At 71.3% G+C, this 20,208-nt stretch carries 16 protein-coding genes, 1 tRNA gene and 1 pseudogene; 4 read left to right on the top strand and 14 right to left on the bottom strand.

The window, feature by feature from the left end:
• Window positions 1-59 precede the first annotated feature (59 nt).
• Window positions 60-725, top strand: a complete 666-nt coding sequence (locus tag U8525_RS17985; RefSeq protein WP_374267272.1) for a hypothetical protein — start codon at window positions 60-62, stop codon at window positions 723-725.
• Between the two features lie 82 nt (window positions 726-807).
• Here U8525_RS17985 and U8525_RS17980 read toward each other — a convergent pair whose 3' ends face one another.
• A complete protein-coding gene (locus U8525_RS17980; protein ID WP_374267270.1) occupies window positions 808-2,454 on the bottom strand; it encodes a Rieske 2Fe-2S domain-containing protein in 1,647 nt (548 codons plus the stop codon).
• A 242-nt stretch (window positions 2,455-2,696) separates the two neighbouring features.
• On the bottom strand, window positions 2,697-3,773 hold the full coding sequence (locus U8525_RS17975) for a carbohydrate-binding protein (RefSeq protein WP_374267268.1): 1,077 nt from the start codon (window positions 3,771-3,773) through the stop codon (window positions 2,697-2,699).
• Between the two features lie 415 nt (window positions 3,774-4,188).
• On the opposite strand from U8525_RS17975, the gene U8525_RS17970 reads away from it, so the two are divergent.
• A complete protein-coding gene (locus U8525_RS17970) occupies window positions 4,189-5,154 on the top strand; it encodes a TerC family protein (protein WP_374267266.1) in 966 nt (321 codons plus the stop codon).
• Between the two features lie 120 nt (window positions 5,155-5,274).
• On the opposite strand, the gene U8525_RS17965 is transcribed toward U8525_RS17970, so the two are convergent.
• From U8525_RS17965 to U8525_RS17935, 7 genes are all read right to left on the bottom strand, one after another.
• Window positions 5,275-5,565 (bottom strand): hypothetical protein, encoded by a 291-nt coding sequence (locus tag U8525_RS17965; protein WP_374267264.1) that lies wholly within the window; start codon window positions 5,563-5,565, stop codon window positions 5,275-5,277.
• Between the two features lie 235 nt (window positions 5,566-5,800).
• A tRNA-Val gene (locus U8525_RS17960) sits at window positions 5,801-5,872 on the bottom strand.
• 72 nt (window positions 5,873-5,944) lie between these two features.
• Window positions 5,945-6,241 (bottom strand): hypothetical protein, encoded by a 297-nt coding sequence (locus U8525_RS17955; RefSeq protein WP_374267262.1) that lies wholly within the window; start codon window positions 6,239-6,241, stop codon window positions 5,945-5,947.
• Between the two features lie 28 nt (window positions 6,242-6,269).
• Window positions 6,270-6,695, bottom strand: a complete 426-nt coding sequence (locus U8525_RS17950) for a hypothetical protein (RefSeq protein ID WP_374267260.1) — start codon at window positions 6,693-6,695, stop codon at window positions 6,270-6,272.
• 9 nt (window positions 6,696-6,704) lie between these two features.
• On the bottom strand, window positions 6,705-8,327 hold the full coding sequence (locus tag U8525_RS17945; RefSeq protein WP_374267258.1) for an Hsp70 family protein: 1,623 nt from the start codon (window positions 8,325-8,327) through the stop codon (window positions 6,705-6,707).
• 151 nt (window positions 8,328-8,478) lie between these two features.
• Complete coding sequence (locus tag U8525_RS17940) at window positions 8,479-10,533, bottom strand: ATP-dependent helicase (RefSeq protein WP_374267256.1); 2,055 nt, start codon at window positions 10,531-10,533, stop codon at window positions 8,479-8,481.
• Between the two features lie 46 nt (window positions 10,534-10,579).
• Window positions 10,580-12,268: a HEAT repeat domain-containing protein gene (locus U8525_RS17935; protein ID WP_374267254.1), complete on the bottom strand. Its 1,689-nt coding sequence runs from the start codon at window positions 12,266-12,268 to the stop codon at window positions 10,580-10,582.
• 134 nt (window positions 12,269-12,402) lie between these two features.
• Between U8525_RS17935 and U8525_RS17930 the strand changes: the two genes are divergently transcribed.
• Window positions 12,403-13,269, top strand: a complete 867-nt coding sequence (locus U8525_RS17930; protein WP_374267252.1) for a CHAP domain-containing protein — start codon at window positions 12,403-12,405, stop codon at window positions 13,267-13,269.
• Window positions 13,270-13,388: 119 nt separating this feature from the next.
• On the opposite strand, the gene U8525_RS17925 is transcribed toward U8525_RS17930, so the two are convergent.
• The 5 genes and pseudogenes from U8525_RS17925 to U8525_RS17905 all read right to left on the bottom strand — a co-directional run bounded on the left by U8525_RS17925 (window position 13,389) and on the right by U8525_RS17905 (window position 18,447).
• Complete coding sequence (locus U8525_RS17925; protein WP_374267250.1) at window positions 13,389-14,585, bottom strand: glycosyltransferase family 2 protein; 1,197 nt, start codon at window positions 14,583-14,585, stop codon at window positions 13,389-13,391.
• Between the two features lie 155 nt (window positions 14,586-14,740).
• Window positions 14,741-16,636, bottom strand: a complete 1,896-nt coding sequence (locus U8525_RS17920) for a hypothetical protein (RefSeq protein WP_374267425.1) — start codon at window positions 16,634-16,636, stop codon at window positions 14,741-14,743.
• A 6-nt stretch (window positions 16,637-16,642) separates the two neighbouring features.
• Window positions 16,643-16,741 (bottom strand): annotated as a pseudogene (locus U8525_RS17915) (zinc-ribbon domain-containing protein); the annotation flags it as partial.
• Window positions 16,742-16,750: 9 nt separating this feature from the next.
• Entirely contained in the window at window positions 16,751-17,050 is a 300-nt protein-coding gene (locus tag U8525_RS17910; RefSeq protein WP_374267248.1) for a ComEA family DNA-binding protein, read from the bottom strand.
• 119 nt (window positions 17,051-17,169) lie between these two features.
• On the bottom strand, window positions 17,170-18,447 hold the full coding sequence (locus tag U8525_RS17905; RefSeq protein ID WP_374267246.1) for an aspartate kinase: 1,278 nt from the start codon (window positions 18,445-18,447) through the stop codon (window positions 17,170-17,172).
• A gap of 145 nt (window positions 18,448-18,592) precedes the next feature.
• On the opposite strand from U8525_RS17905, the gene hutH reads away from it, so the two are divergent.
• Window positions 18,593-20,119, top strand: coding sequence for a histidine ammonia-lyase (gene hutH, locus U8525_RS17900; protein ID WP_374267244.1), 1,527 nt, complete (start codon window positions 18,593-18,595; stop codon window positions 20,117-20,119).
• The last annotated feature ends 89 nt before the right edge of the window (window positions 20,120-20,208 follow it).

Raw genomic sequence — 20,208 nt, 5'->3', positions numbered from 1 at the left:
TGCTGTGGGCGGGAGCGCTGCTCCTGAGCCACGGCGCCTGCAGCAGCGCGAGGCCCCCCATGGAATCTCCCGCGTCCTCCAGCGAGCGAGCGCCGCGCTCGGACCCGCCCGCGTCCAAGGGCCTGGCCCCCGTCACGCGACAGCAGCTGCACGTCACGGAAGGACGGGTCGTGAGCCCTCAGGACGAAGCGCCGGACGGGACGTGGTTCACCATCGAGGGGCCGAGGCAGCGCGCCATCGCCCCGGAGACGACGGGCGACGAGGCGGAGCTGAGCTTCACCTGGCTGGGCGTCACCTCGGACGTGATCCCCCTGGCGTCCGGTCAGCGGCGTGAGCAGGTGGGCCTCAAGCTGCGCGCCCGGGATGGCTGCAACGTCATCTACGCCATGTGGCGCATCGCGCCCTCCGCGGGCATCGTGGTCCAGCTCAAGTCCAACCCGGACGACCACGAGAGCAGCGAGTGCGGCAACGCCGGCTACACCACCGTGCGGCCGCGCTTCATGGAGCCGCTGGACCGGCTGTCCCCCGGTGACTCGCACGCGCTGCGCGCCCGCATCGACGCGAACGTGCTGACCGTGTACGCGGACGGCCAGCGCGTCTGGGAGGGCGTGCTGCCCGCGGACGCGCTCGCCCTGGAGGGCCCCGCGGGGATGCGCACGGACAACGCGCGCATTCGCTTCGAGCTGCTCGTGCCGCAGGCGGCCGGCCCCACCTCCCGTCGCTGACCCGACCGCGCCTCCACGCGGCCGGCCCACCTCGCGTCGTGGACCCGACCGCGCCTCCACGCGGCCGGGACCGGCTGGAACCTCAGACCCGCGGCGACTCGACGGGCGCCTTGTCCACGGCGGGCACCGTGTCCGCGGGGGCCTTGTCGCCGCCGCGCTCCACCTTCTCCGGCTTGTCCGCGACGGGCTCCGCGCAGAGCGAGGAGTTGTTCGTCTTGCACGTGCCGCCGTTCTCCAGGTCGAACTGCCAGCGGTGGCGCGGGCACACCACGTAGCGGCCCTCCTCCACCCAGCCCTCGGACAGGTCCGCGCCCTGGTGCGGGCAGAAGCGCAGGATGGAGAAGCGCTTGCCGCCCGCCTCCACCACGGTGCGCTCCTTCTGGGACTCCGTGGCCCGGATGCCGTCGCAGAACTCGCGGATGTCCTCCACCTCCACGCCCAGGAAGCCGTGCAGCACGGGCTCGTAGACGTCCGGGTTGCGAGAGAGGCGCAGGCGGAAGGACAGGAGGAAGTCCTCCCAGTTCAGCTTCCTGTCGAGCACGCGCACGATGTCGCACGCGTTCACCGTCATCGCGTAGCGCGTCTTGTCGCGCATCTCCGTCACCTCATCCACGCGGCGGCTCTTGAAGTCCACGCGCAACAGCCGCGTGGGCGCCTCCGTCAGCTCCACGTAGAACGGCATGCCCACGCGGTCGTGCAGGTCCAGCAGGTCCAGCTTGCGCTGCAGCTCCACGCGCAGGCGGGCGTGGATGTCGTCCACCTCCTCGCGCATCAGGTTGCGGCGGCGCTCGCGGAAGACGTAGGCCATGTCCTTGGCGTAGGCGTGGAGGTAGTCCTTGAAGTTCTCCGTCGTCACGCGCTCTGGCACCTGGGACACGAACTCCAGCGAGCCCGCGTCCAGCACGTCCCCGGGCATGGGCTCCAGGTAGCGGGTGGGCAGCGCGGGCACGCGCTTCTCCAGGTAGGAGAAGAGCACCGGCGCGCGCGGGAAGATGTTCACGTCCTCGAAGTTCAGGCGGAAGAGCGCGGGATCCAGGAAGGCCGCCGGCCCCGCCGCCGCGATGTACGCGCGGGGCTGCACCACCTCCAGCGCGCGCGCCACCGCCTCGAACTTGCTGTCGCGCTTCTTCAGGCTGATGGCCGAGTACGTCTCCTGCGGGTACTCGTAGCAGGTGGGGTGCCAGATGGCGCCGGAGAACTGGGCGGAGAAGACGTCGATGGGCCCCTCCTCCGCGATGACGCGCGCCAGCCGGTCGTGCATCTTGCAGTCGTTGATGTTGAGGAAGCACTGCCCGTCGCCGCGCACCATCACGCTGGAGTCGCGGTTGGTGCCCTGCTCGGACACGAAGAGCTTGATGTAGCCGCCCTTGATGGGGATCTCGCGCGAGTCCTCGCACGCGATGACGCGCTTGCAGCCGTACTTCTCGAAGATGTCGCGCAGCTCCGAGCGCCGGAACTTCGGCACCAGCACGGTGAAGTCCCGCCTGGCGATGGTGGCCAGGAACTCCGGGTCGAAGTGGTCCTTGTGCTCGTGGCTGATGTAGAGGAAGCGCTCCTTGCCCGGCGTCTCCAGGAGCTCGCGCACGCGCGGCGCCAGGTGGTGGTTGCGCGGCAGCTGCATCCACGCGGAGTCGAAGGCCCCCTGGGACGTCAGCCACGGATCCATGACGACGAGCGCTCCGGCGGTCTCCACCGCGAAGCCCGCATGACCCAGGAAGGTGATCCGCATGAACGTCGTCCCTCGTGTGGAGGACACGGCCGGGACGGCCGCGCCCTGGAGTGGCTGTGCGCGGGCGGCCCAAGGCCCCGCCGTCAGCTAGGCTGCGAAGCTAGGGCGTCTCCCGCCAGCGGCACCCCGGCGCCCCCCTGCTGTCGGAAAGCCCACGCGCGCCACGTCGGGCCGCGAACAAAAAAGAGGGAGGCCCCGCGAGGCCTCCCTCTCCACTCCAGGCGGCGCAGCGTGCGGCCCGCCTAGGGCTGGATCTCCCGGACGCTCAGCCACTTGAAGTCCACGTCCGTGGCGTTGTCCCAGCGGAACGTGGCGATGGGGCCCCCCCACGTGATGGGCATGGCGCTCACGGAGCCGCCGCAGTGCTCGGCGTCACCGCCCCAGGTCCCGTCGTCGGTGTGGTCGTAGACCTTGGTCCACGTCACCTTGTCGGCGTTGTCATTGAGGTACAGCTCCAGCTTCACGGCCTCCGCGCCCGCGGCGCCGGGCACGTTGCGCATCACCGCCTTGAAGCCCACCCAGCGCCCCATCAGCGCGGAGGTGGCCGGCTTGTAGGGGGTCTGATCGTAGGACACGTGCCAGGTCTCCTTCTCCCAGCGCACGCGCCCGTCGTAGTGCAGGCCGCCCTTGTAGCTGCTGCCCTCGCAGCCGGAGTGGTTGTCGTTGTGCTTCCCGCCGCGCGCGTACCACGCGAAGTTGTCCTGGCTGTTGTTCACCGCGTTGACCTTCACGAAGCCGGTCATCTCGATGTTCTTCCAGTCGTTGGGCGCCTGCATGTAGCCGCGGCTCGCCAGCACGTCGCGGTTGTACGTGTCGATCTTCTTCGCGTCGTAGCCCGAGGACGGGAAGGCGCTCATGCGCACCTTCGTGCCCTTCATCTTCCAGGAGCCGTCCGCGTTGCGGGTGATGGTGGCCTGCGGATCGAAGCGCGGGTCGGCGGTCGCGTCGTCCGCGAGCGCCCAGGCCTCACCGTTGGGCAGCGAGGGGTAGAGCATCGTCACGCCGAAGCCATCCACCCCCGTGGGCGTGGGAGCCGGCTCGGTCTCTGGCGGGGCGGTGGGCCCGGGCGTGGAGGGGTCCTGCGGGGGCTCCGTCTCCGAGGGGAGGGGCTCGGGGGTGCCCTCTGGCTCCGAGGGGGCGGGCTCGGGCGTGGTGCCGTCCGGCTCGGGGGCCGGCACGGTGGGCGTGGGGAGGCCAGGCGCGGGCGGGCTCACCTCGCTGGTCGGGGGCGTCGTGTCGGCTTCGGGGCTCGCGCCACAGCCAGAGGCATGGAGCGCCACCAGGAGCGCGCTGGACGTGAAGACAAGTCGGTTCCGCATCGGGCAGGGGGTTTCCGTGCTCGGGGGCCCTCGAGGTTGGGCAGCGGCCGCGACGCCTTCGCCAGCGGCGCGCTTCACCCACGCCCAGGCCTCCTGGCTCACGGGCCACGGGAGGTTCGGGCGCTCGGCTGGTCTCGTGGGCCCGGTGAAAGCGTCGTTCAGCCGGGACGGGTGAAAACGCTAGCCGAGGTGAACACTTCCCCTGGCGACAAGGGCCCCCAAAGCCCCCGGCCGGCCGGCTCCCCTACCCCCGGGTGTCTCCCGCTTCACGTGAGACTTCCGTTTTCCCGAAGCGTCGCGTCCGGATTCTCTATTTGTCGAAGATATCCGGGGCTCCTATTTGAGGGGGGTTGGCTCCCCGTGCCTTCCCCAGGTGAACGCCTTGGACTCCTTCCAATCGATAGGAAGCCCCCTCATGTGGGGCGGCTTCATTGCCTTTGTCTTCGCGATGCTCGCGTTGGACCTGGGCGTGTTCCACCGGAAGGCGCACACGGTGAGCTTCAAGGAGGCGGGGGCCTGGAGCGCGGTGTGGGTGAGCCTGGCGCTGACGTTCAACGGCCTCCTGTGGTGGCGCTACGGCGCCGGGCCGGGGATGGAGTTCCTCACCGGCTACCTCATCGAGAAGTCGCTCTCCGTCGACAACATCTTCGTCTTCGTCGTCATCTTCTCCACGATGAAGGTCCCGGCGCTCTACCAGCACCGGGTCCTCTTCTGGGGCATCCTGAGCGCGCTGGTGCTGCGCGCGGCGATGATCTTCGCCGGCGTGGCGATGCTGGAGCGCTTCCACTGGCTCATCTACGTCTTCGGCGTCTTCCTCATCCTCACGGGCCTGAAGCTCTTCATCCAGCGCAACCAGGAGGAGCACCCGGAGGACGGCTGGCTGATGCGCACCGCCCGCCGCGTCATCCCCTCCACGCCGCACTTCAACGGCCAGCACTTCCTCACGGTGGAGAACGGCCGGAGGCTGGCGACGCCGCTGCTCATGGCGCTGATGCTGGTGGAGGCGTCCGACGTGCTCTTCGCGCTGGACTCCATCCCCGCCATCTTCGCGGTGACGCGCGACCCGTTCATCGTCTTCACGTCGAACATCTTCGCCATCCTCGGCCTGCGCTCGCTCTTCTTCCTGATGGCGGGGGCGATGGAGAAGTTCACCTATCTGAAGGTCGGCCTGTCCGGCGTGCTCGTCTTCGTGGGCGCGAAGATGGCGCTGGTGGACGTGGTGCACCTGTCCCCAGCCATCTCGCTGGGCGTCATCGCGCTGGTGCTGGGCGCCAGCATCGTGGCGTCGCTGGTGAAGGCGAAGCACACGCCCCCGCAAGCGCCCACCGGTGAGGCGTCACCGGCCGCGCCGCGGGACACGCCGACTCCGGCGAAGAGCTGACGCCGCCCCGTCAACGAAGAACCTTTCCGGCTGTGGGTCCCATGGGGTGTGGGGCTCCGGGCCCGGGCCCTCGAAGCGCATGAGGGCTCGGGCCTCTTTCTTCCGCCGCCCCGCGCGCCGTCAGTGGGCGCGCGACAGCTCCATGAACTCCAGCCAGGAGCGGATGGCGTCCTCGAACTCCTCCAGGGGCAGGTCCTGGGAGCGGCCGGGGATGGCCACCTCGCTGTGGATGGAGGCCCGGGCCCGGCTGAGCTCCAGGCTCCAGGTCTCCCCGGTGACGTCCCACCGCTCTCGCCGTCCCTGCCGCAGGGCCGCCAGCACGTTCAGCATGCCGTGCGCCCGGCTCGAGTCCGGCCGCAGCTCCTGGGCGAGGTAGTCCGCCAGCACGTCGTCGGGCGGCAGGCCACTCACGACCGCCCGTCCCTGCTGATCCCACGTGAATCGCAATGTCCTGGGCACGCCGTGAAGGTCGCACAGTCCGTGGATCACGGGCCACGCCCCGCCCCTGCCGATTGCTCCGGAACCCGACACTGCGGCCCCGCCGCGTGCAACAGCCAACGGGCGTCTCCGCCCGCCGAACGGCGACTGTTCGGAGGTGGAAAAGAAAAAGGCCGTGAGCCCCTGGGGACTCACGGCCTTTTCCGAGTGGGCGCGGCAGGTTTCGAACCTGCGACCCCTGCCGTGTGAAGGCAGTGCTCTACCGCTGAGCTACGCGCCCTGCTGTCTGCCGCCCGCCGCGCCACCGCTGCGCAACGAACGCGGCGGTAAATGCCATTCGCTCACGCGGGTGTCAACGCATTTTCGAGGAGGACTCTTCCGCGAGCGCCTCCAGCTTCTCGTCCAGTTCGCGCAGGCGGCGCTTGAGGCCCGCGAGCTGCTTCCCCACGGCCTTGAAGTCCCCCTTCGGCGCGAAGTGCAGGGCCTTCATGACCTCTTCCTGTCCCCGGTCCAGGGCCTGTTTGCCGCGCTGGACCCGGCCAATGGCCTGGGCCACGGCCATGGCGCGCTTCTCGTCGGCCATGAGCTTCTCCATGGCCAGGCTGGACAGCCCCAGCGCCTGCTTCTTCAAGTCGTCCCGGATGCCCATGGTGGCGGTGTCCTCTGGTGGCCCCGGCTCAGGCGCCGTCGGGGAACTCGGTCTTCAGCGCGGCGAAGACGCGATCGGCGATGCCCTTGTAGCGCATGCGCTCGATGAGCGGCTGGAGGTCCCCGCGCATGGAGATGCGGCGCTTGAGCACCGCCTCCACGGGGTCCAGCGTGCCCAGCAGCAGCTGCTTCCAGACGGAGTACGGCGCGCGGGCCAGGTACACCGGCTCCAGCTCGTCCAGGTCGTCCGGATCCGACAGCACGCGGGCCCGCTTGATGTTGCAGTCGCCGGGCTCCACGTGGATCACGAAGGGCTTGTCCAGCTTGCCCTTCTCCGCCTCGATGATGGCTCCGAAGTCGCCCTTCCAGCCCTTGCCGGCGATGGCGCACTCCGGATCTGCGTTGGTGAGCCGGACGGCCTCGTCCAGCCACTCCTTCGACGGAAACTTCGGCATCGCGCCTCCCTACCCCCTGCGGAAGATGCTCTTGATGCTGGAGAAGATCCCGCGGTCATCGCTCGGCCCGCTGCTGCTCGACGGAGCAGCCGGCGTGTTGCGCGAGGCGACCTCCTGCAGGGCCTTCTTCAACTGCTCCGGCGTGTCGCGGGTGGCCAGATCCACCTTGCGTGACATGCCGCTCGCGTCCTCCACCTGCACCTGGAGGAGACACTCCTCGGTGAGGCGGAAGTCGATCTTCCGGCCCGCCGCGGCGGCCGGCACGCGGACGGTGCCCAGGTACTCGTTGTCCACCATCAGGTCGCTGTCGCCCTGGTAGATGTCCAGCTCGATGAACTGCGCGCCCGGCTGCTGCGGCGGCGGCAGGCGGAAGCTCTTCACCATCGGGATGAGCGAGTTCTTCTCGATGATGCGCTTCACGCGGCCGTTGGGCATCGCATAGCCGATGGGCATGGACAGCGCGTCCAGCAGCGTCACCGCGTCGATGCTGCCCAGCGAGTCCCCCAGCAGCGCCGCGCCCAGGGCCACGCACTCGTCCGGGTGGACGCCCTTGCGCGGGGCCTTGCCGAAGTGGGCCTGGATCTTCTGCTGCACCAGCGGCATGCGGCTCTGGCCGCCCACCAGGATGATCTCGTCGATCTCCGAGCGGCTGATGCCCTTCTCCGCGAGCACCCGGTCGCAGATCTCGAAGGTGCGGTCCACCAGGTCGCCGGTGAGGTTGTTGAGGTAGTCGCGGGTCAGCGGGATGCGCAGGTCCAGCGGCTTGCCCTTGCGCTCCTCGATGTAGGGCAGGTCGATGACGACGTTCGGGATGAGCGTCAGGTCGATCTTCGCCGCCTCGGCGGCGTTCTTGATGCGCTGGAGGGCGATGGGGCTCTCGGCGAGGTCGACCTTGGTCTCGTCGCGGAAGCGCTCCAGCACGTACTCCATGATGCGGTTGTCGAAGTCCGCGCCGCCCAGGAACGAGTCGCCGCCGGTGGCCAGCACCTCGAAGACGTTGCCGGCCAGGTGCAGCACGCTGACGTCGAAGGTGCCGCCGCCCAGGTCATAGACGAGGACCTTCTGATCCAGCCCCCGGTTGAAGCCGTAGGCCAGCGCCGCGGCGGTGGGCTCGTTGACGATGCGCTTGACGTCGAAGCCGGCCAGGCGCCCCGCCTCCTTCACCGCGTTGCGCTGGTTGTCGTTGTAGTAGGCGGGGACGGAGATGACGGCCGCGTCGATGGGGCCGCCCAGGAACTGCTCGGCGATGGTCTTCAGCTGCGACAGCACGAAGCTGGAGACCTGCGGCAGCGTGTAGAGCTTGCCGCCCATGGTGACGGCGGCGTCCCCGTTGGCGTCCTCGACGATCTCGTACGGGAAGTACCCCTTGAGGTCCTCCACCGCCTTGGAGTGGTACTTGCGGCCGATCAGGCGCTTGGTGCCCCAGAGCGTGTTCTTGGGGTTGGTCACCATCTGGTCCTTGGCGACGCCGCCGACCAGCAGGTCGTTCTTGGCGGACAGCGCGACCACGGAGGGCAGGATGAGGTTGCCGCGGTCCGTGGGGACGATCTTCGGGATGCGGTTGCGCACGGACGCCACCAGGGTGTTGGTGGTGCCCAGGTCAATCCCGACGATGCGAGGTCTGTCCGCCATGAAGGTCTACGTGCACGGCTCAGGGGGAGGCCGCGCCCGTCCTCACTCTCTAGCACGTCGTGCCGTCGCGTGCGCGTTTCTAGGCGGATGCTTCCTCCCTGACTGTAGTTCCGGCCAGCCCGCCCACCAGGGGGGCTGATTCCGGCCGCGCCTACGGCTCCCGGTCCGGATCCGGCCCCAGGTCGCGCAGGCGGATCGGCCCGTCGGGCTCCGGGGCCGGGTGGGCCTCACACACCGCGTCAGGCCCCGCCGGCAGCTCGGACAGGAAGCGGGACGGGGTGAGCAGCAGCCGCCCGTCCTCCCGGGGGAGCGAGGTGTGGGGGTACACCAGCCACAGCGCCTCCCGGGCCCGGGTGACGGCGACGTAGAAGAGGCGGCGCTCCTCCTCCTCGCGCTCCGGGTCGCGCGTGGCGAGCGACAGGGGGAAGCGCCCGTCCGTGAGGCCCAGCACGAAGACGGTCCGCCACTCCAGCCCCTTGGCCTGGTGGACGGTGGTGAGGGTGAGCACGTCGTCGGCGGGCTCGCCGTCCAGGGCCGCGCGGGCGGAGACCCCGGCCACCAGGGCGATGTCGGACAGGAAGCGGGGCACGTCCTCGAAGCGGCCGGCGAACTCCTGGAGCTGGCGCAGGTCCTCCGCGCGGGAGTCCTGCGCGCCTGGCTCGGCCGTCGACGCGCGCGCCGCCAGCACGTCCGCGAGCAGCGCGCCGGGGCCGCCGGGCCGTCCGGCGGACAGGGTGCTCATCAGCGCCTGGAAGCGCTGGAAGCCGGCTTGCGCCTTGCGCGGCACGTGGGCCTGGACGTCCGGGTGGGCCAGCGCGGCCGCGAGGGACAGCTCCGGGGGCAGCGCGGCCAGGGAGGTCCACAGGCGCTCCGTGCTGGCGGTGCCCACGCCGGGAATCCGCCGCGCGAGCCGCTTGAAGGCCAGCTCGTCCGCGCGGTTGTGCGCCCAGCGCAGGTGGGCGAGCGCGTCCTTGACGTGGGGCTGCTCGAAGAAGCGCACGCCGGAGCGCACGTGGAACGGCAGCCCGTGGCGCGTCAGCTCCAGCTGGAGCTCCAGCGAGTGCAGGTGGGCGCGGTAGAGCACCGCCATGGACTCCAGCCGGTGCCCCCGGGCGCGCAGCTCCAGGATGCGCTCGGCGACGAAGGCGGCCTGGGCCTTCACGTCGCGGGTGGGCACCACCTGGGGCACCGGTCCGGGCGCGCCGTCGGACACGAGCGCCTTGGGGAACTGGCGGGTGTTGCGCGCGATGACGGCGTTGGCCAGCCGCAGCACCTGGGGCGTGGAGCGGTAGTTGCGCGTGAGCGGGTAGATGCCGCAGCCGGGGTAGCGCTGGGGGAAGTCGATGATGTGGGTGAGCTCCGCGCCCCGGAAGCTGTAGATGGACTGGCAGTCGTCGCCCACGGCGGTGAGGTTCTTGCGCTCGCCCACGAGCAGGTCCACGAGGTCGCCCTGGAGGCGGTTGGTGTCCTGGTACTCGTCCACGAGCACGCCCTGGAAGCGCCCGGTGAGCTCCGCGCGGACGGACGGGTGGTCCTCCAGGAGCCGCTTCAGGTGCGCGAGCAGGTCGTCGTAGTCCATCAGGTGCAGCTGGGCCTTGCGCTGCTGGAAGCGGCGCGCGGTGGCGAACACCTCCGGGGCCACGGGGAGCAGTTCCCTGCGCCGCTCCACCAGCACCTGCGACACGGGCTGCTGGAGGTTGGTGGCCAGGGAGACCAGGTCCAGCAGCGCGTCCGGGCGCGGGAAGCGCTTGTCGCTGCGCAGCTTCCGCTCCGCCAGGCAGGTGGCCATCAGGTCGCGCGCGTCCTCGCGGTCCAGCACCGTGAAGCCGGTGGAGAAGCCCAGCGCCCCCGCGTGCTGGCGCAGGAGCACGTGCGCCGCGTGGTGGAAGGTGCCGCCCAGGAGGCGGCCCACGTCCGCGAAGCCGCCGGCCAGCGCCTCCACGCGGCGGAGCATCTCGCGCGCGGCCTTGTTGGTGAACGTGAGCAGGAGCAGCGAGGACGGCGGGACGCCCCGCTCCAGCATGCGCGCCACGCGGTACGTGAGGGTGCGCGTCTTGCCGGAGCCCGCCCCGGCGATGACCAGCACGGGCCCCTCCCCCGCTTCGACGGCCGCGCGCTGCTCGTCGTTGAGCGCGCCGTCCAGTTCCAGACGGCGCGCGGGCGCTCCGGCGGGGACGGCGTGGCTCAGCGGCAGGGGGGCGGCCATGGGGGGCTGGGACTCTAGCCGCCGCCGTCCGCTCCGCCAGTCCGTCTCAGGGAGGGGTGGATCCAGCCAACCGGGAGGCCGCCGCGGCGCGGACCTCCGGGGACGGATCGCGCTCACGGGCCAGCTCCAGGAGCAGCGTGCCCACGGGCTTGGGCAGCTTGCCGCTCGCGGCCTGCTGGAGCGCCTGGGTGCGCTCCCTCACGCCCTGCGACAGGCGCTCGGCGACCTGCTGATCCGCGCAGGTGCGCACGCCCGGGTGCTGCTGGCGCAGGAGCAGCTCCGCGTCCGCGAGCTTCGCCTCGGCGAGCCGCACGGCGTCCTGGGCGGTGCGCTCGTAGGTGTCCAGGTCCTCGGGGAACTCCGTCTTCTCGCCGCGGACCCGGGAGATGGCCTGGGCCGCGAAGCGCGCGTCCACCACCGCCGCGCAGAGCTGCCGGGCCGACGCCAGGGGCACCCCGCCCTCCGCGGACACGAGCTCCTCGCGCGCGGTCGTCTCGGCCCACACCGCGAGCTGCCGGGCCGCCACCGCCGAGGAGAACGCCTGCCGGCGCTGCTCGCGCAGCTGCACCCAGCGCCAGAGCACCAGCGGATCCGTGCCGCCGGCCTCGTAGACGCGCTGGTACTGGCTGGCGGCCTGCTCCAGCTGGCCGCTCAGGTCCAGGAGCGCCGCCACGGTGATGTAGAGCTCCGGGCTGCTGGCGCGCTCGCGCAGCGCCTCCAGCCGCACGGCGACCTCGTAGCCGGCCACCGGGGCTGGCAGCGCGGAGAGCACCGAGCGCAGCGCCGAGAAGGCGTTCTGGCGGATCAGCGGGTTGCGCGCCGTGCGCAGCGCCTCCAGCAGCGGATCCACCGCGCGCACGGAGACGTGCTGGCCCAGCTCCTCCGCCGCCTGCCAGCGGTCCAGCGGATCCGGCGCCACGAGCGCGCGCTTCAGGTCGTCCAGGTCGCGCAGGTAGTGGCCCGGCTGCATCGCGCGGGCGGCGGGCTCGGTGCGGGCGAGGGCGTCCTGCTCGGCGCGGGCGCGGGCCAGGCGCGCGGGGAAGCCCGTCAGCTTCGGCCCCAGCGGGTGGGCCTTCACCTTCGCCTCGGCCTCATCCACCAGCCCGGAGACGAGCAGCCCCTCCACCTCCAGCTCCAGCAGCTTGACGCGGACCTCCTCGCGGTGCGCGCCCGCGGGGAAGTCGCGCAGGTAGGCGAAGAGCCTCCCGGCGTCGCTGGCCTGGGCGAAGGTCGCGTCGTCCAGCTTGCGCTCCAGCTCCTCGCGGCGCGCGCCCGCGGTCTCCCCCTGGAGGAGCTGCGTCACGCGCCGCGGATCATTCGTCGCCTGGAGCTCGCGCTCCTGGGCCGCCTGGAGCCGGGCGCGCGCCTCGTCGCGGTGGGCGCCGTCGGGGTGCTCGGCGAGGAACTGCCGCCACGCGGCCTCCGTGTCCGCCTCCTTCGCCGCGTTGAAGCGCAGGCCCTCCAGCAGCGACTGCGCCCGCTGCCGCTGCGGCGCGTCCGGGTACGTCTCCAGGAAGCGCTTGTAGGCGATGACCGAGTGCAGCCGCTTCGCCTCGTCGAACTCCAGCCCCTCGATGCGCCCCTGGGCCGTGGTCGCTTCGGGGTCATCCGGGTTCTCCCGCAGGAAGTCCCGGTAGGCCTGCACGGTGTCCTGCTCGCTGGCCCTCTCGAAGGACATGTGCGAGCAACCGGTGGCCAGGAGCGCGAGGGCGAGGACGCGTCGGAAGGTGGGCATTCGCCTCCAGCAATACCCCACCCGTCCCCGCTCGAAAACCCGAGCCGCTCCGCCCGGTTGCCTGGGTGGTTTTCTTGCCTACACGCATCAGCGGAGGGAGCCTCTGTCCCAGGACGCTACAGGACGAGGTGGCCATGAAGCTGGGCGCGTGGATGGCGATGCTGGCGATGATGACGGGCTGTGCGACCGGGAGCCCCACGGGGGCCTGGGTGGCATCGGATGCCGTGCGCTACCGCTCCGCCTCCCCGCCGGCCTTCCCGCGCGCCGCGCTGTCCGACGAGGTGGCCGTCCGCGAGCGCGCCCCCGCCAGGCGCCCCGCGAAGGCCCCGGCGCCGAGCAAGGCCCCGGCGGTGGCGAAGGCCCCGTCCAGGGCCAGGGCCCCGGCGAAGCCGCGCGTCACGCCCGCGAAGCAGACGGTCGCGAGCCCGGCCCCGTCGGACACCCCTCGCGAGCGCGTGCTGGCCACGGCGCGCGCGCTGGTGGGCCAGTCCACGGTGCAGGTGAACGGCAAGCGCTACCCGGCGGACTGCACGGCGCTCATCGAGGCCACCTACGCGCAGGCGGGCGTGAAGTTCCGGGGCACGCTGAAGCCCGGGGACAACGGCGTCACCGCGATGTACCGCTACGCCCGGGCGAACGGCCGCGTCTACACGGAGGGGCGCCCCGTGCCGGGCGACCTGGTGTTCTTCCGCGAGACGTACGATCAGAACCGCGACGGCCGGCGCAACGACGGCCTCACCCACGTGGGCCTGGTGGACGGCGTGGACGCGGACGGCACCGTCACCGTCATCCACCGGGTGAAGCGCGGCGTGGTGCGCTACCGCATGAACCTGGCGCGCCCGCACCTGGCCCGCGATCCGAAGACGGGCGAGGTGCTCAACGACATCCTGCGCAGCCCCGCCCCCGGTCAGCCGCACGTGCTCACCGGCCAGCTCTTCGCCGCGTTCGGCAGCGTGCTGCCCTCGGGCCCGGCGAAGCCCCTGGCGGTGGCGGCCCGGTAGGCCTCCGGCCCTCGCGGGCGCTGAAAGAAGAGGGCCCGCCGGTCCCAGCCGGGCGCTTCCGGAACCAGCCGGAGCGCCGCGGGGAACCGACGGGCCTGGACTGCTCGAAGCGTTGAAGCTCAGGTCGACGAGGAGGTCGGCACGCGGGCGGTGCGGTCCCACGCGGCGCGCTGCGTGTTGCGCAGGAAGCGCCAGAAGCCCACGGCGATGGCCGCGTTCATGGTCACGAAGTAGTACGCGATGGACGTGGCCTTCTTCGCGGCGCCGCGCTTGAAGACGCCAGCCCGGCCCAGGTACGCCAGCGCGTAGAAGCCCAGCTGCGCGCCCAGCGTGAAGCGGTAGAACAGGCCGTCCAGCAGGAACAGGTTCGCGAGGAGCGCCACGGCCATCAGCGCGGGCGCGCACCAGCGCAGCAGCTTGTGCGACCAGAAGGCGAACGCGGCGAAGCCCGCCGTGGGCAGCAGCAGCCCGGGCACGAGGCGCAGGCTCTGGAAGTTGCCCGCCGCGATGCGCGCGCGCCGGCCGAACTCCTTGTCGTAGTCCTCCGTCGTCTCCTCGTGGGCGACGGCGCCCTCCTCGTAGACGACCCTGTAGCCGCTCTCCAGGATGCGCAGCGGGATCACGAAGTCATCCACGATGGTGGACGGCGGCAGCTGCGTGAAGAGCGAGCGCCGGATGGCGTAGAGGCCGCCGTTGGCCCCCACCACCGCGCCGCGGCGGCCCTCGTACATCTTGATGAGGGACTCGTAGCTCCAGTAGGCGCTCTCCTCGTAGTCCTGCTTCGTGGGGTTGTAGAGGCGCAGCTTGCCGCAGACGGCGCCGACCTCCGGGTCCTCGAAGTGGCGGATGAGCTTCCGGACCGCGTCCTGTTCGATCATCGTGTTCGCGTCCGAGAGGAGCACGATGTCGCCGTGCGCGGACGGGATGCAGCGGTTGAGCACCGTCGTCTTGCCGGCGCGAGGCGCGGGCGACAGGCGCACGCGAGGGTCGCCGCACTGCTGCACGAGCGCGTCCGTGCCGTCCGTGGAGCCATCCGAGCCGATGACGACCTCGAAGCGGTCCGCCGGGTAGTCCAGCGCCAGGCTGTTCCTCAGCTTCGACTCGATGCAGTCCGCCTCGTTGTAGGCGGCCACCACCAGGCTCACCGAAGGCAGCGGCCCGGCCGCGCCGGCCGCACGGGCGCCCTCCCCGCCGCGCGTCCTCCGCAGGTTCTGGAAGACCTGGGCCCCGCCCTCCAGGGCGAACAGCACCAGGGGATAGAGAAAATACGTGTGCACCAGCGCCAGCGCCGCGCACCAGAAGAAGACCTCCGCCATCGACCTGCCCTCCGAACCCTGAGTCCTCGTCGCCCCAAACCGAAGCAAGGCGCGTGCCCGGACGTTCCGAGGGCCTTCAGGGCGAGGAGCCCCACGAGCGCCCGGGGAGGACTGGAGTTTCTCCAGGGTCGGCCGGAGGTGATCCGGTCAACGCTTCAGGGCGAGGGCTCGGCCTCGGCGGTCTGGGCGAGCATGCGCTTCGCCAGCGCGTGCTTCGGGTTGAGCGCCACCACTTCGTCCAGCAGCTTCCGGGCCGTGTCCGGGTCGCCCAGGCGAACGGCCAGCCGAGCCCCCAGGACGAAGGCGCGCAGGAGGAGCCGGTCCTGCGCGCGCAGCGCCTCCAGCTCCTCGGAGACGGTCTTGAGCGTGGCGGCGGGTGAGCCGGAGCTGAGGGCGTACTCGGCGCGGGCCATGACACTCCAGGAGTGTGCGAGCTCCACCTGGCGAAGGCGCTCCGCGAGGGCCAGGGCGTTGGGAGCGGCGGTCACGGCGGCATGGAGGGCCTGGGCCTTGATGCGCGCGGCGACGGTGGCGGCGGGCTCCACGTCCGGAGCCGCCCGGAGGGTCTCGATCAACGCGTCGAGCGCCTTGCGCCGCTCGGCGATGGTGGTGCGCAGCGGCTGCATGCCGCGCTCGAGCTCGCGCATGTCGTCGCGGAGCGCGTTCACCTGCCCCACCCACCCCTGCGGCGACTTCGCGCGGGTGAGCTCGTCGCTCCGACGCTTGATGGCATCCGACCGGAGGCGCAGCCGGTCGAACTCCGCGTTCAGGTCGCTCAACTGGAGGGTGTAGGCCACGGCAAGCTCGGCCTGGACCTCGGCGTACTGGGGGTGGGCGGTGGCCAGGGCCTGGAGGCTCTGGATGGCCTGTTCGCGCGCGGGGGCGTCATCGCGGCGAAGGAGCATCATGGCTTCGTCCTTCTTCGCCACGGCCGCTTCGGGCATGGCCGCGTTGCGGTCACGGAAGGCGGGATAGGCCAGGTACCCGGCCAGGACGATGCCCAGGAGCACCGCGAGCACGAGGAGCCCCCGGATCAGCATCGATGGCCGGTGGGAGCCGTCCTCGATGACGAGCGGGGCGCTGCGGGAGGAAGCCCCGAGCAGTTCGGGAGGCAGGTCGCCGCCGGGCCTCCGGGGAGGGAGGGGCCGGTCCAGGCCGCTCCCGAGCAGCGACGCGTCGGAAGGAGGAGCCGCGGGCTTGGAGGGCTCGGTCCGCGCGAAGGGCGCGTCGTCTCCGGGCAGCGAGACGATCCCGGTCGGCGCGGAGCCCGCCCAGGGCGCATCACCGTGGCCCTCGGGAACGAGCCTGGGGCGTGAGCCGCCAGCCCCCGACCAGGGCGGATCCGAGGGCTCACCCGCGGGCGAGATGTCCTCGAAGGACCGGGGGGCGGCGCGGGCAGCGGAGGACTCCGCCGCGCCGGACGCCTGCGTCGAAGCGCTGGCTTCACTGGGCCCCGACACCGCACCGAACGCACGCGTCGATCCACTGCCGACGTCAGCGGCTTCCGAGGGCGCGGGCCCCGACACCGCGCCGAACGCACGCGTCGCGCCCCCAGCCTCCGCGCCTCGCGATGACGAGCCGGGCTCCGCGAGGCGGAACGACCCCGAGGACGACGCCGAGACCGCGCCGAACGCACGCGTCGTCGCGCCGGGGGCCGGGGCAGGCCCTGTCCCCTCCCCCATCGGAGCCACGGGCGGAGCACCCACTCCGGGGCCCACGGCCCCGAAGGCACGGGTCGTCCCCATCGGCGCGGGAGCCTGCGCACCGGACGGCACGGGCGCCACCGGAGCCACGGGCTGCGCCGCGACCGGCGCGATGGACGGAGGCGGAGGAATCACACCGGACGACGACAGCGCGCCCGAGGGCGGCGTCGGCTGCGGAACGAAGGCGCCGGGAGCCGTGGTGGTACCCGCGAACAGCTGCGTGGACTTCAGGCCGGACGCGCCCTCACTGCCGAAGATCTGCGTGGACGACTGCGCGCCCGCGTGCTCCGCGCCACCCGCGGGAGGGAGCTTCGGCGCGGGAGCGATGACGCCGGTGGGCGACGCCATGAACACATGGCCACACCGCGTGCACTGCACCGAAGCGCCGCCAGGCGGCAGGAGTCGGGCATCCAGCACGTACTGCATCGGGCATTGCGGGCAGGCGATCTGCACCGGCCGTGCTTACCACACGCTCCCAGTGGCCGCCGCCGCGTCCAGCACCGTGGCAGCCCGAAGGGTCTCCAACCTGGCAGCGCCCACACCGGGCACCGCGTCCACGTCGTCCCAGCTCGTGAACCGGCCCTGCGCTTCACGGGCGTCCACCAGCCGACGGGCCAGGTCACGGCCCACGCCGGGCAACAGGGCCAGCTCGGACTCGGAGGCCGCGTTGAGGTCCAGCTTGAGCCCCAGCGCGAGCGCCTGGGCTCCCGTGGGCGCCGTCCCCGGGCCGCAGGTGGCGAGCCCGGCAGGGTCCAGCCGCACGGCCTCTGGCGGGCAGTCGAGCGACGGCCGCGAGTCCGGCCACCGAGCCCGGGCCGTGAACCCCAGGGCGAGCAGCCCCAGGGCCAGCGCCGCGAGCGCGGACGTGCGCCCGAAGCGCCTCAGGCCTTCTGCCCCTGGAGCGCGTCCACCTCGGACACGGTGGGGTTGGCCTGCACGGGGGGCGGCGCGTCCAGCCCGAAGGCCGTGTGCAGCGCGCGCACCGCCAGCTCCGTGTACTTCGTGTGGATCACGCAGGAGGTCTTGATCTCCGACGTGGAGATGAGCTGGATGTTGATGCCCTCCTGGGAGAGCGTCTGGAACATCCGCGCCGCCACGCCCGAGTGGTTGCGCATGCCCACGCCGACGATGGACACCTTGGCGATGGCGTCATCCACCTCGACGCCGGTGGCGCCCACCTCCTGCGCGGCCTGCCTCACGACCTCGTGGGCCTTGGCGAAGTCGGCCTTGGCGACGGTGAAGGTGACGTCGGTGCGCCCGTCGCGGGACGGGTTCTGCACGATGAGGTCCACCACGATGTGCTTCGCGTCGAGCGCCCCGAAGAGCTTCGCCGCGGTGCCGGGCTGATCCGGCACGCCCACCACGGTGATCTTCGCCTCGTTCCGGTCGTAGGCGACCCCTCGAACCAGCACGTCCTCCATGGATGCGTCCTCCTCGCAGACGAGCGTGCCCGGATCCTCGGTGAAGGAAGACTTCACCCACAGGGGCACCTTGTACTTCATGGCGAATTCGACCGAGCGGATCTGCAACACCTTGGCGCCCAGGCTGGCCAGTTCCAGCATCTCCTCGTAGGTGATGCGGTCCAGCTTCTTCGCGGCCGGGCAGACGTTGGGGTCGGTGGTGTAGACGCCGTCGACGTCCGTGTAGATCTCACACGCGTCGGCCTTGAGCGCCGCGGCCAGCGCGACGCCCGTGGTGTCGGAGCCGCCGCGGCCGAGCGTGGTGACGCTGCCGGACTCGTCCACGCCCTGGAAGCCGGCGACGACGACGATCTTCCCCTGCTTCAGCGCGCCGCGGATGGGCTCCGCGTCGATGCTCTTGATGCGCGCCTTGGAGAAGGTGCTGTCGGTGACGATGCGCACCTGGTGGCCGAGGAAGCTCACGGCCTTGCCGCCCTGCGCCTGGATGGCCATGGCGACGAGCCCGATGGACACCTGTTCGCCGGTGGCGACGACGACGTCCTGTTCCCGCTCGTCGGGCCGGTCGGTGATCTGCGACACGAGCTTGAGCAGGCGGTTCGTCTCACCGGACATGGCGGAGACGACGACCACGACGTCATGGCCGGCGCGCTGGGCGGCGAGGCAGCGGCGCGCGACGTTCTTCATGCGCTCGGTGTCACCCACCGAGGTACCGCCGTACTTCTGGACGATGAGCGCCACGGGGCTTGCGACCTCCCTGCACGGACGGGCACGGGCTATATGAGCGCCGGGGCCCGGGTGTAAAGGGCCCTCAACCTGTCCGCCGCGAATCCGCTAGCGTTCGTGGCCCAACGACTTCAAGCCGCATTCCCGGAGTAGCCAGAACATGTCCCGCCCCCGCCTCCTCATCGATGGTGACACCCTGAAGCTGGAGGAGATCCTCCAGGTCTCCCGCCACGAAGTCACGGTGGAGCTCGCCCCCGAAGCCGCGAAGCGGGTGCAGGCCTCCCGGGCCTTGGTGGACCGGGTGGCGGCGGGCGACACGCCGTCCTACGGCATCAACACGGGCTTCGGGACGCTGGCGGAGGTGCGGATCGACCGGAAGGACCTGCGCGACCTCCAGCGCAACCTCATCCTGTCGCACGCCTGTGGCGTGGGGAATCCGCTGCCGCTTCCGGAGGCGCGCGTGCTGCTGCTGCTCCGGGCCAACGTGCTGGCGAAGGGCTTCAGCGGCATCCGGATGGAGACGTTGCAGCTGGCCATCGACATGCTGAACCGGGACGTGGTGCCGGCGGTGCCCGAGCGGGGAAGCGTGGGCGCGTCCGGAGACCTGGCCCCGCTGGCGCACCTGGCGCTGGTGCTGATCGGCGAGGGCGAGGCGTTCTTCGAGGGCGTGCGGATGCCGTCGAAGCAGGCGCTGGAGAAGGCGGGCCTGAAGCCGGTGGTGCTGGAGGCGAAGGAAGGCCTGACGCTGATCAACGGCACGCAGGCGATGTGCGCGGTGGGCACGCTGACGCAGCTCCGGGCGGAGCTGCTCGCGGACGTGGCGGACATCGCGGGAGCGATGACGGTGGAGGGCCTCCTGGGCAGCCACAAGCCGTTCCTGCCGGAGATTCACGCGGTGCGCCCGCACGAGGGCCAGAAGGCGGTGGCGGAGCACCTGCGCCGGATCCTGAAGGGCAGCGAGTTGGTGGAGACGCACGTCAACTGCAGCAAGGTGCAGGACCCGTACAGCCTGCGGTGCATTCCGCAAGTGCACGGCTCCGCGCGAGAGGGATTGGCGTTCGCCCGGCGCATCCTGGAGGTGGAGGTGAACAGCGGGACGGACAACCCGCTGGTGTTCGTGGACACGGGGAACATCATCTCCGGAGGCAACTTCCACGGTCAGCCCATCTCGCTGGCGATGGACGTGGTGGCCATGTCGCTGACGCAGCTGTCGAGCATCTCCGAGCGCCGCGTGGAGCAGATGGTGAACCCGAGCCTGTCGGGGCTGCCCGCGTTCCTGGCGAAGAACTCCGGGCTCAACTCCGGGTTCATGATCGCCCAGGTGACGGCGGCGGCCCTGGTGGCCGAGTCGCGCATCCTGAGCCACCCGGCGTCGGTGGACTCCATCCCCTCCTCCGCGGGCCGCGAGGACCACGTGTCCATGGGCATGACGGCGGCGCTGAAGGGGCGCCAGGTGTCTGAGTTCGCGCGCTCGTGTCTGGCCATCGAGCTGCTGGTGGCGGCGCAGGCGCTGGACTTCCGTCAGCCGGTGAAGCCCGGCAAGGGCGTGCTGGCGGCGTATGAGCTGATCCGCGGCAAGGTTCCGCACATGGACCGGGACCGCGAGCTGCATCACGACATCTCCGCGGTCACGGCGCTGGTGGAGTCCGGGGCGATCCGTGAGGCGGTGCGGTCGGCGACCGCTTAGGAGCTGCCGTAGCAGTTGATTGGCACGACTCCACCCGCTCGCCCTGCCGAACGCCAGGGCGAGCCAGGACTTGAGCCCCGGGGGGGGAG

Source organism: Corallococcus sp. RDP092CA (assembly GCF_041903675.1).
In the GTDB taxonomy this organism is placed as follows: domain Bacteria; phylum Myxococcota; class Myxococcia; order Myxococcales; family Myxococcaceae; genus Corallococcus.
This window is presented reverse-complemented; position numbering and strand designations above follow the sequence as displayed.

What these genes read in the sequence shown, in the direction of transcription:
- U8525_RS17945 (WP_374267258.1), bottom strand. Translation starts at nt 8,327, where the DNA reads ATGGCGGACAGACCTCGCATCGTCGGGATTGACCTGGGCACCACCAAC.
- U8525_RS17975 (WP_374267268.1), bottom strand. Translation starts at nt 3,773, where the DNA reads ATGCGGAACCGACTTGTCTTCACGTCCAGCGCGCTCCTGGTGGCGCTC.
- U8525_RS17980 (WP_374267270.1), bottom strand. Translation starts at nt 2,454, where the DNA reads ATGCGGATCACCTTCCTGGGTCATGCGGGCTTCGCGGTGGAGACCGCC.
- hutH (WP_374267244.1), top strand. Translation starts at nt 18,593, where the DNA reads ATGTCCCGCCCCCGCCTCCTCATCGATGGTGACACCCTGAAGCTGGAG.
- U8525_RS17925 (WP_374267250.1), bottom strand. Translation starts at nt 14,585, where the DNA reads ATGGCGGAGGTCTTCTTCTGGTGCGCGGCGCTGGCGCTGGTGCACACG.
- U8525_RS17940 (WP_374267256.1), bottom strand. Translation starts at nt 10,533, where the DNA reads ATGGCCGCCCCCCTGCCGCTGAGCCACGCCGTCCCCGCCGGAGCGCCC.
- U8525_RS17985 (WP_374267272.1), top strand. Translation starts at nt 60, where the DNA reads ATGGAATCTCCCGCGTCCTCCAGCGAGCGAGCGCCGCGCTCGGACCCG.
- U8525_RS17950 (WP_374267260.1), bottom strand. Translation starts at nt 6,695, where the DNA reads ATGCCGAAGTTTCCGTCGAAGGAGTGGCTGGACGAGGCCGTCCGGCTC.
- U8525_RS17930 (WP_374267252.1), top strand. Translation starts at nt 12,403, where the DNA reads ATGAAGCTGGGCGCGTGGATGGCGATGCTGGCGATGATGACGGGCTGT.
- U8525_RS17935 (WP_374267254.1), bottom strand. Translation starts at nt 12,268, where the DNA reads ATGCCCACCTTCCGACGCGTCCTCGCCCTCGCGCTCCTGGCCACCGGT.
- U8525_RS17955 (WP_374267262.1), bottom strand. Translation starts at nt 6,241, where the DNA reads ATGGGCATCCGGGACGACTTGAAGAAGCAGGCGCTGGGGCTGTCCAGC.
- U8525_RS17920 (WP_374267425.1), bottom strand. Translation starts at nt 16,636, where the DNA reads ATGGCGTCGCCCACCGGCGTCATCGCTCCCGCGCCGAAGCTCCCTCCC.
- U8525_RS17970 (WP_374267266.1), top strand. Translation starts at nt 4,189, where the DNA reads ATGTGGGGCGGCTTCATTGCCTTTGTCTTCGCGATGCTCGCGTTGGAC.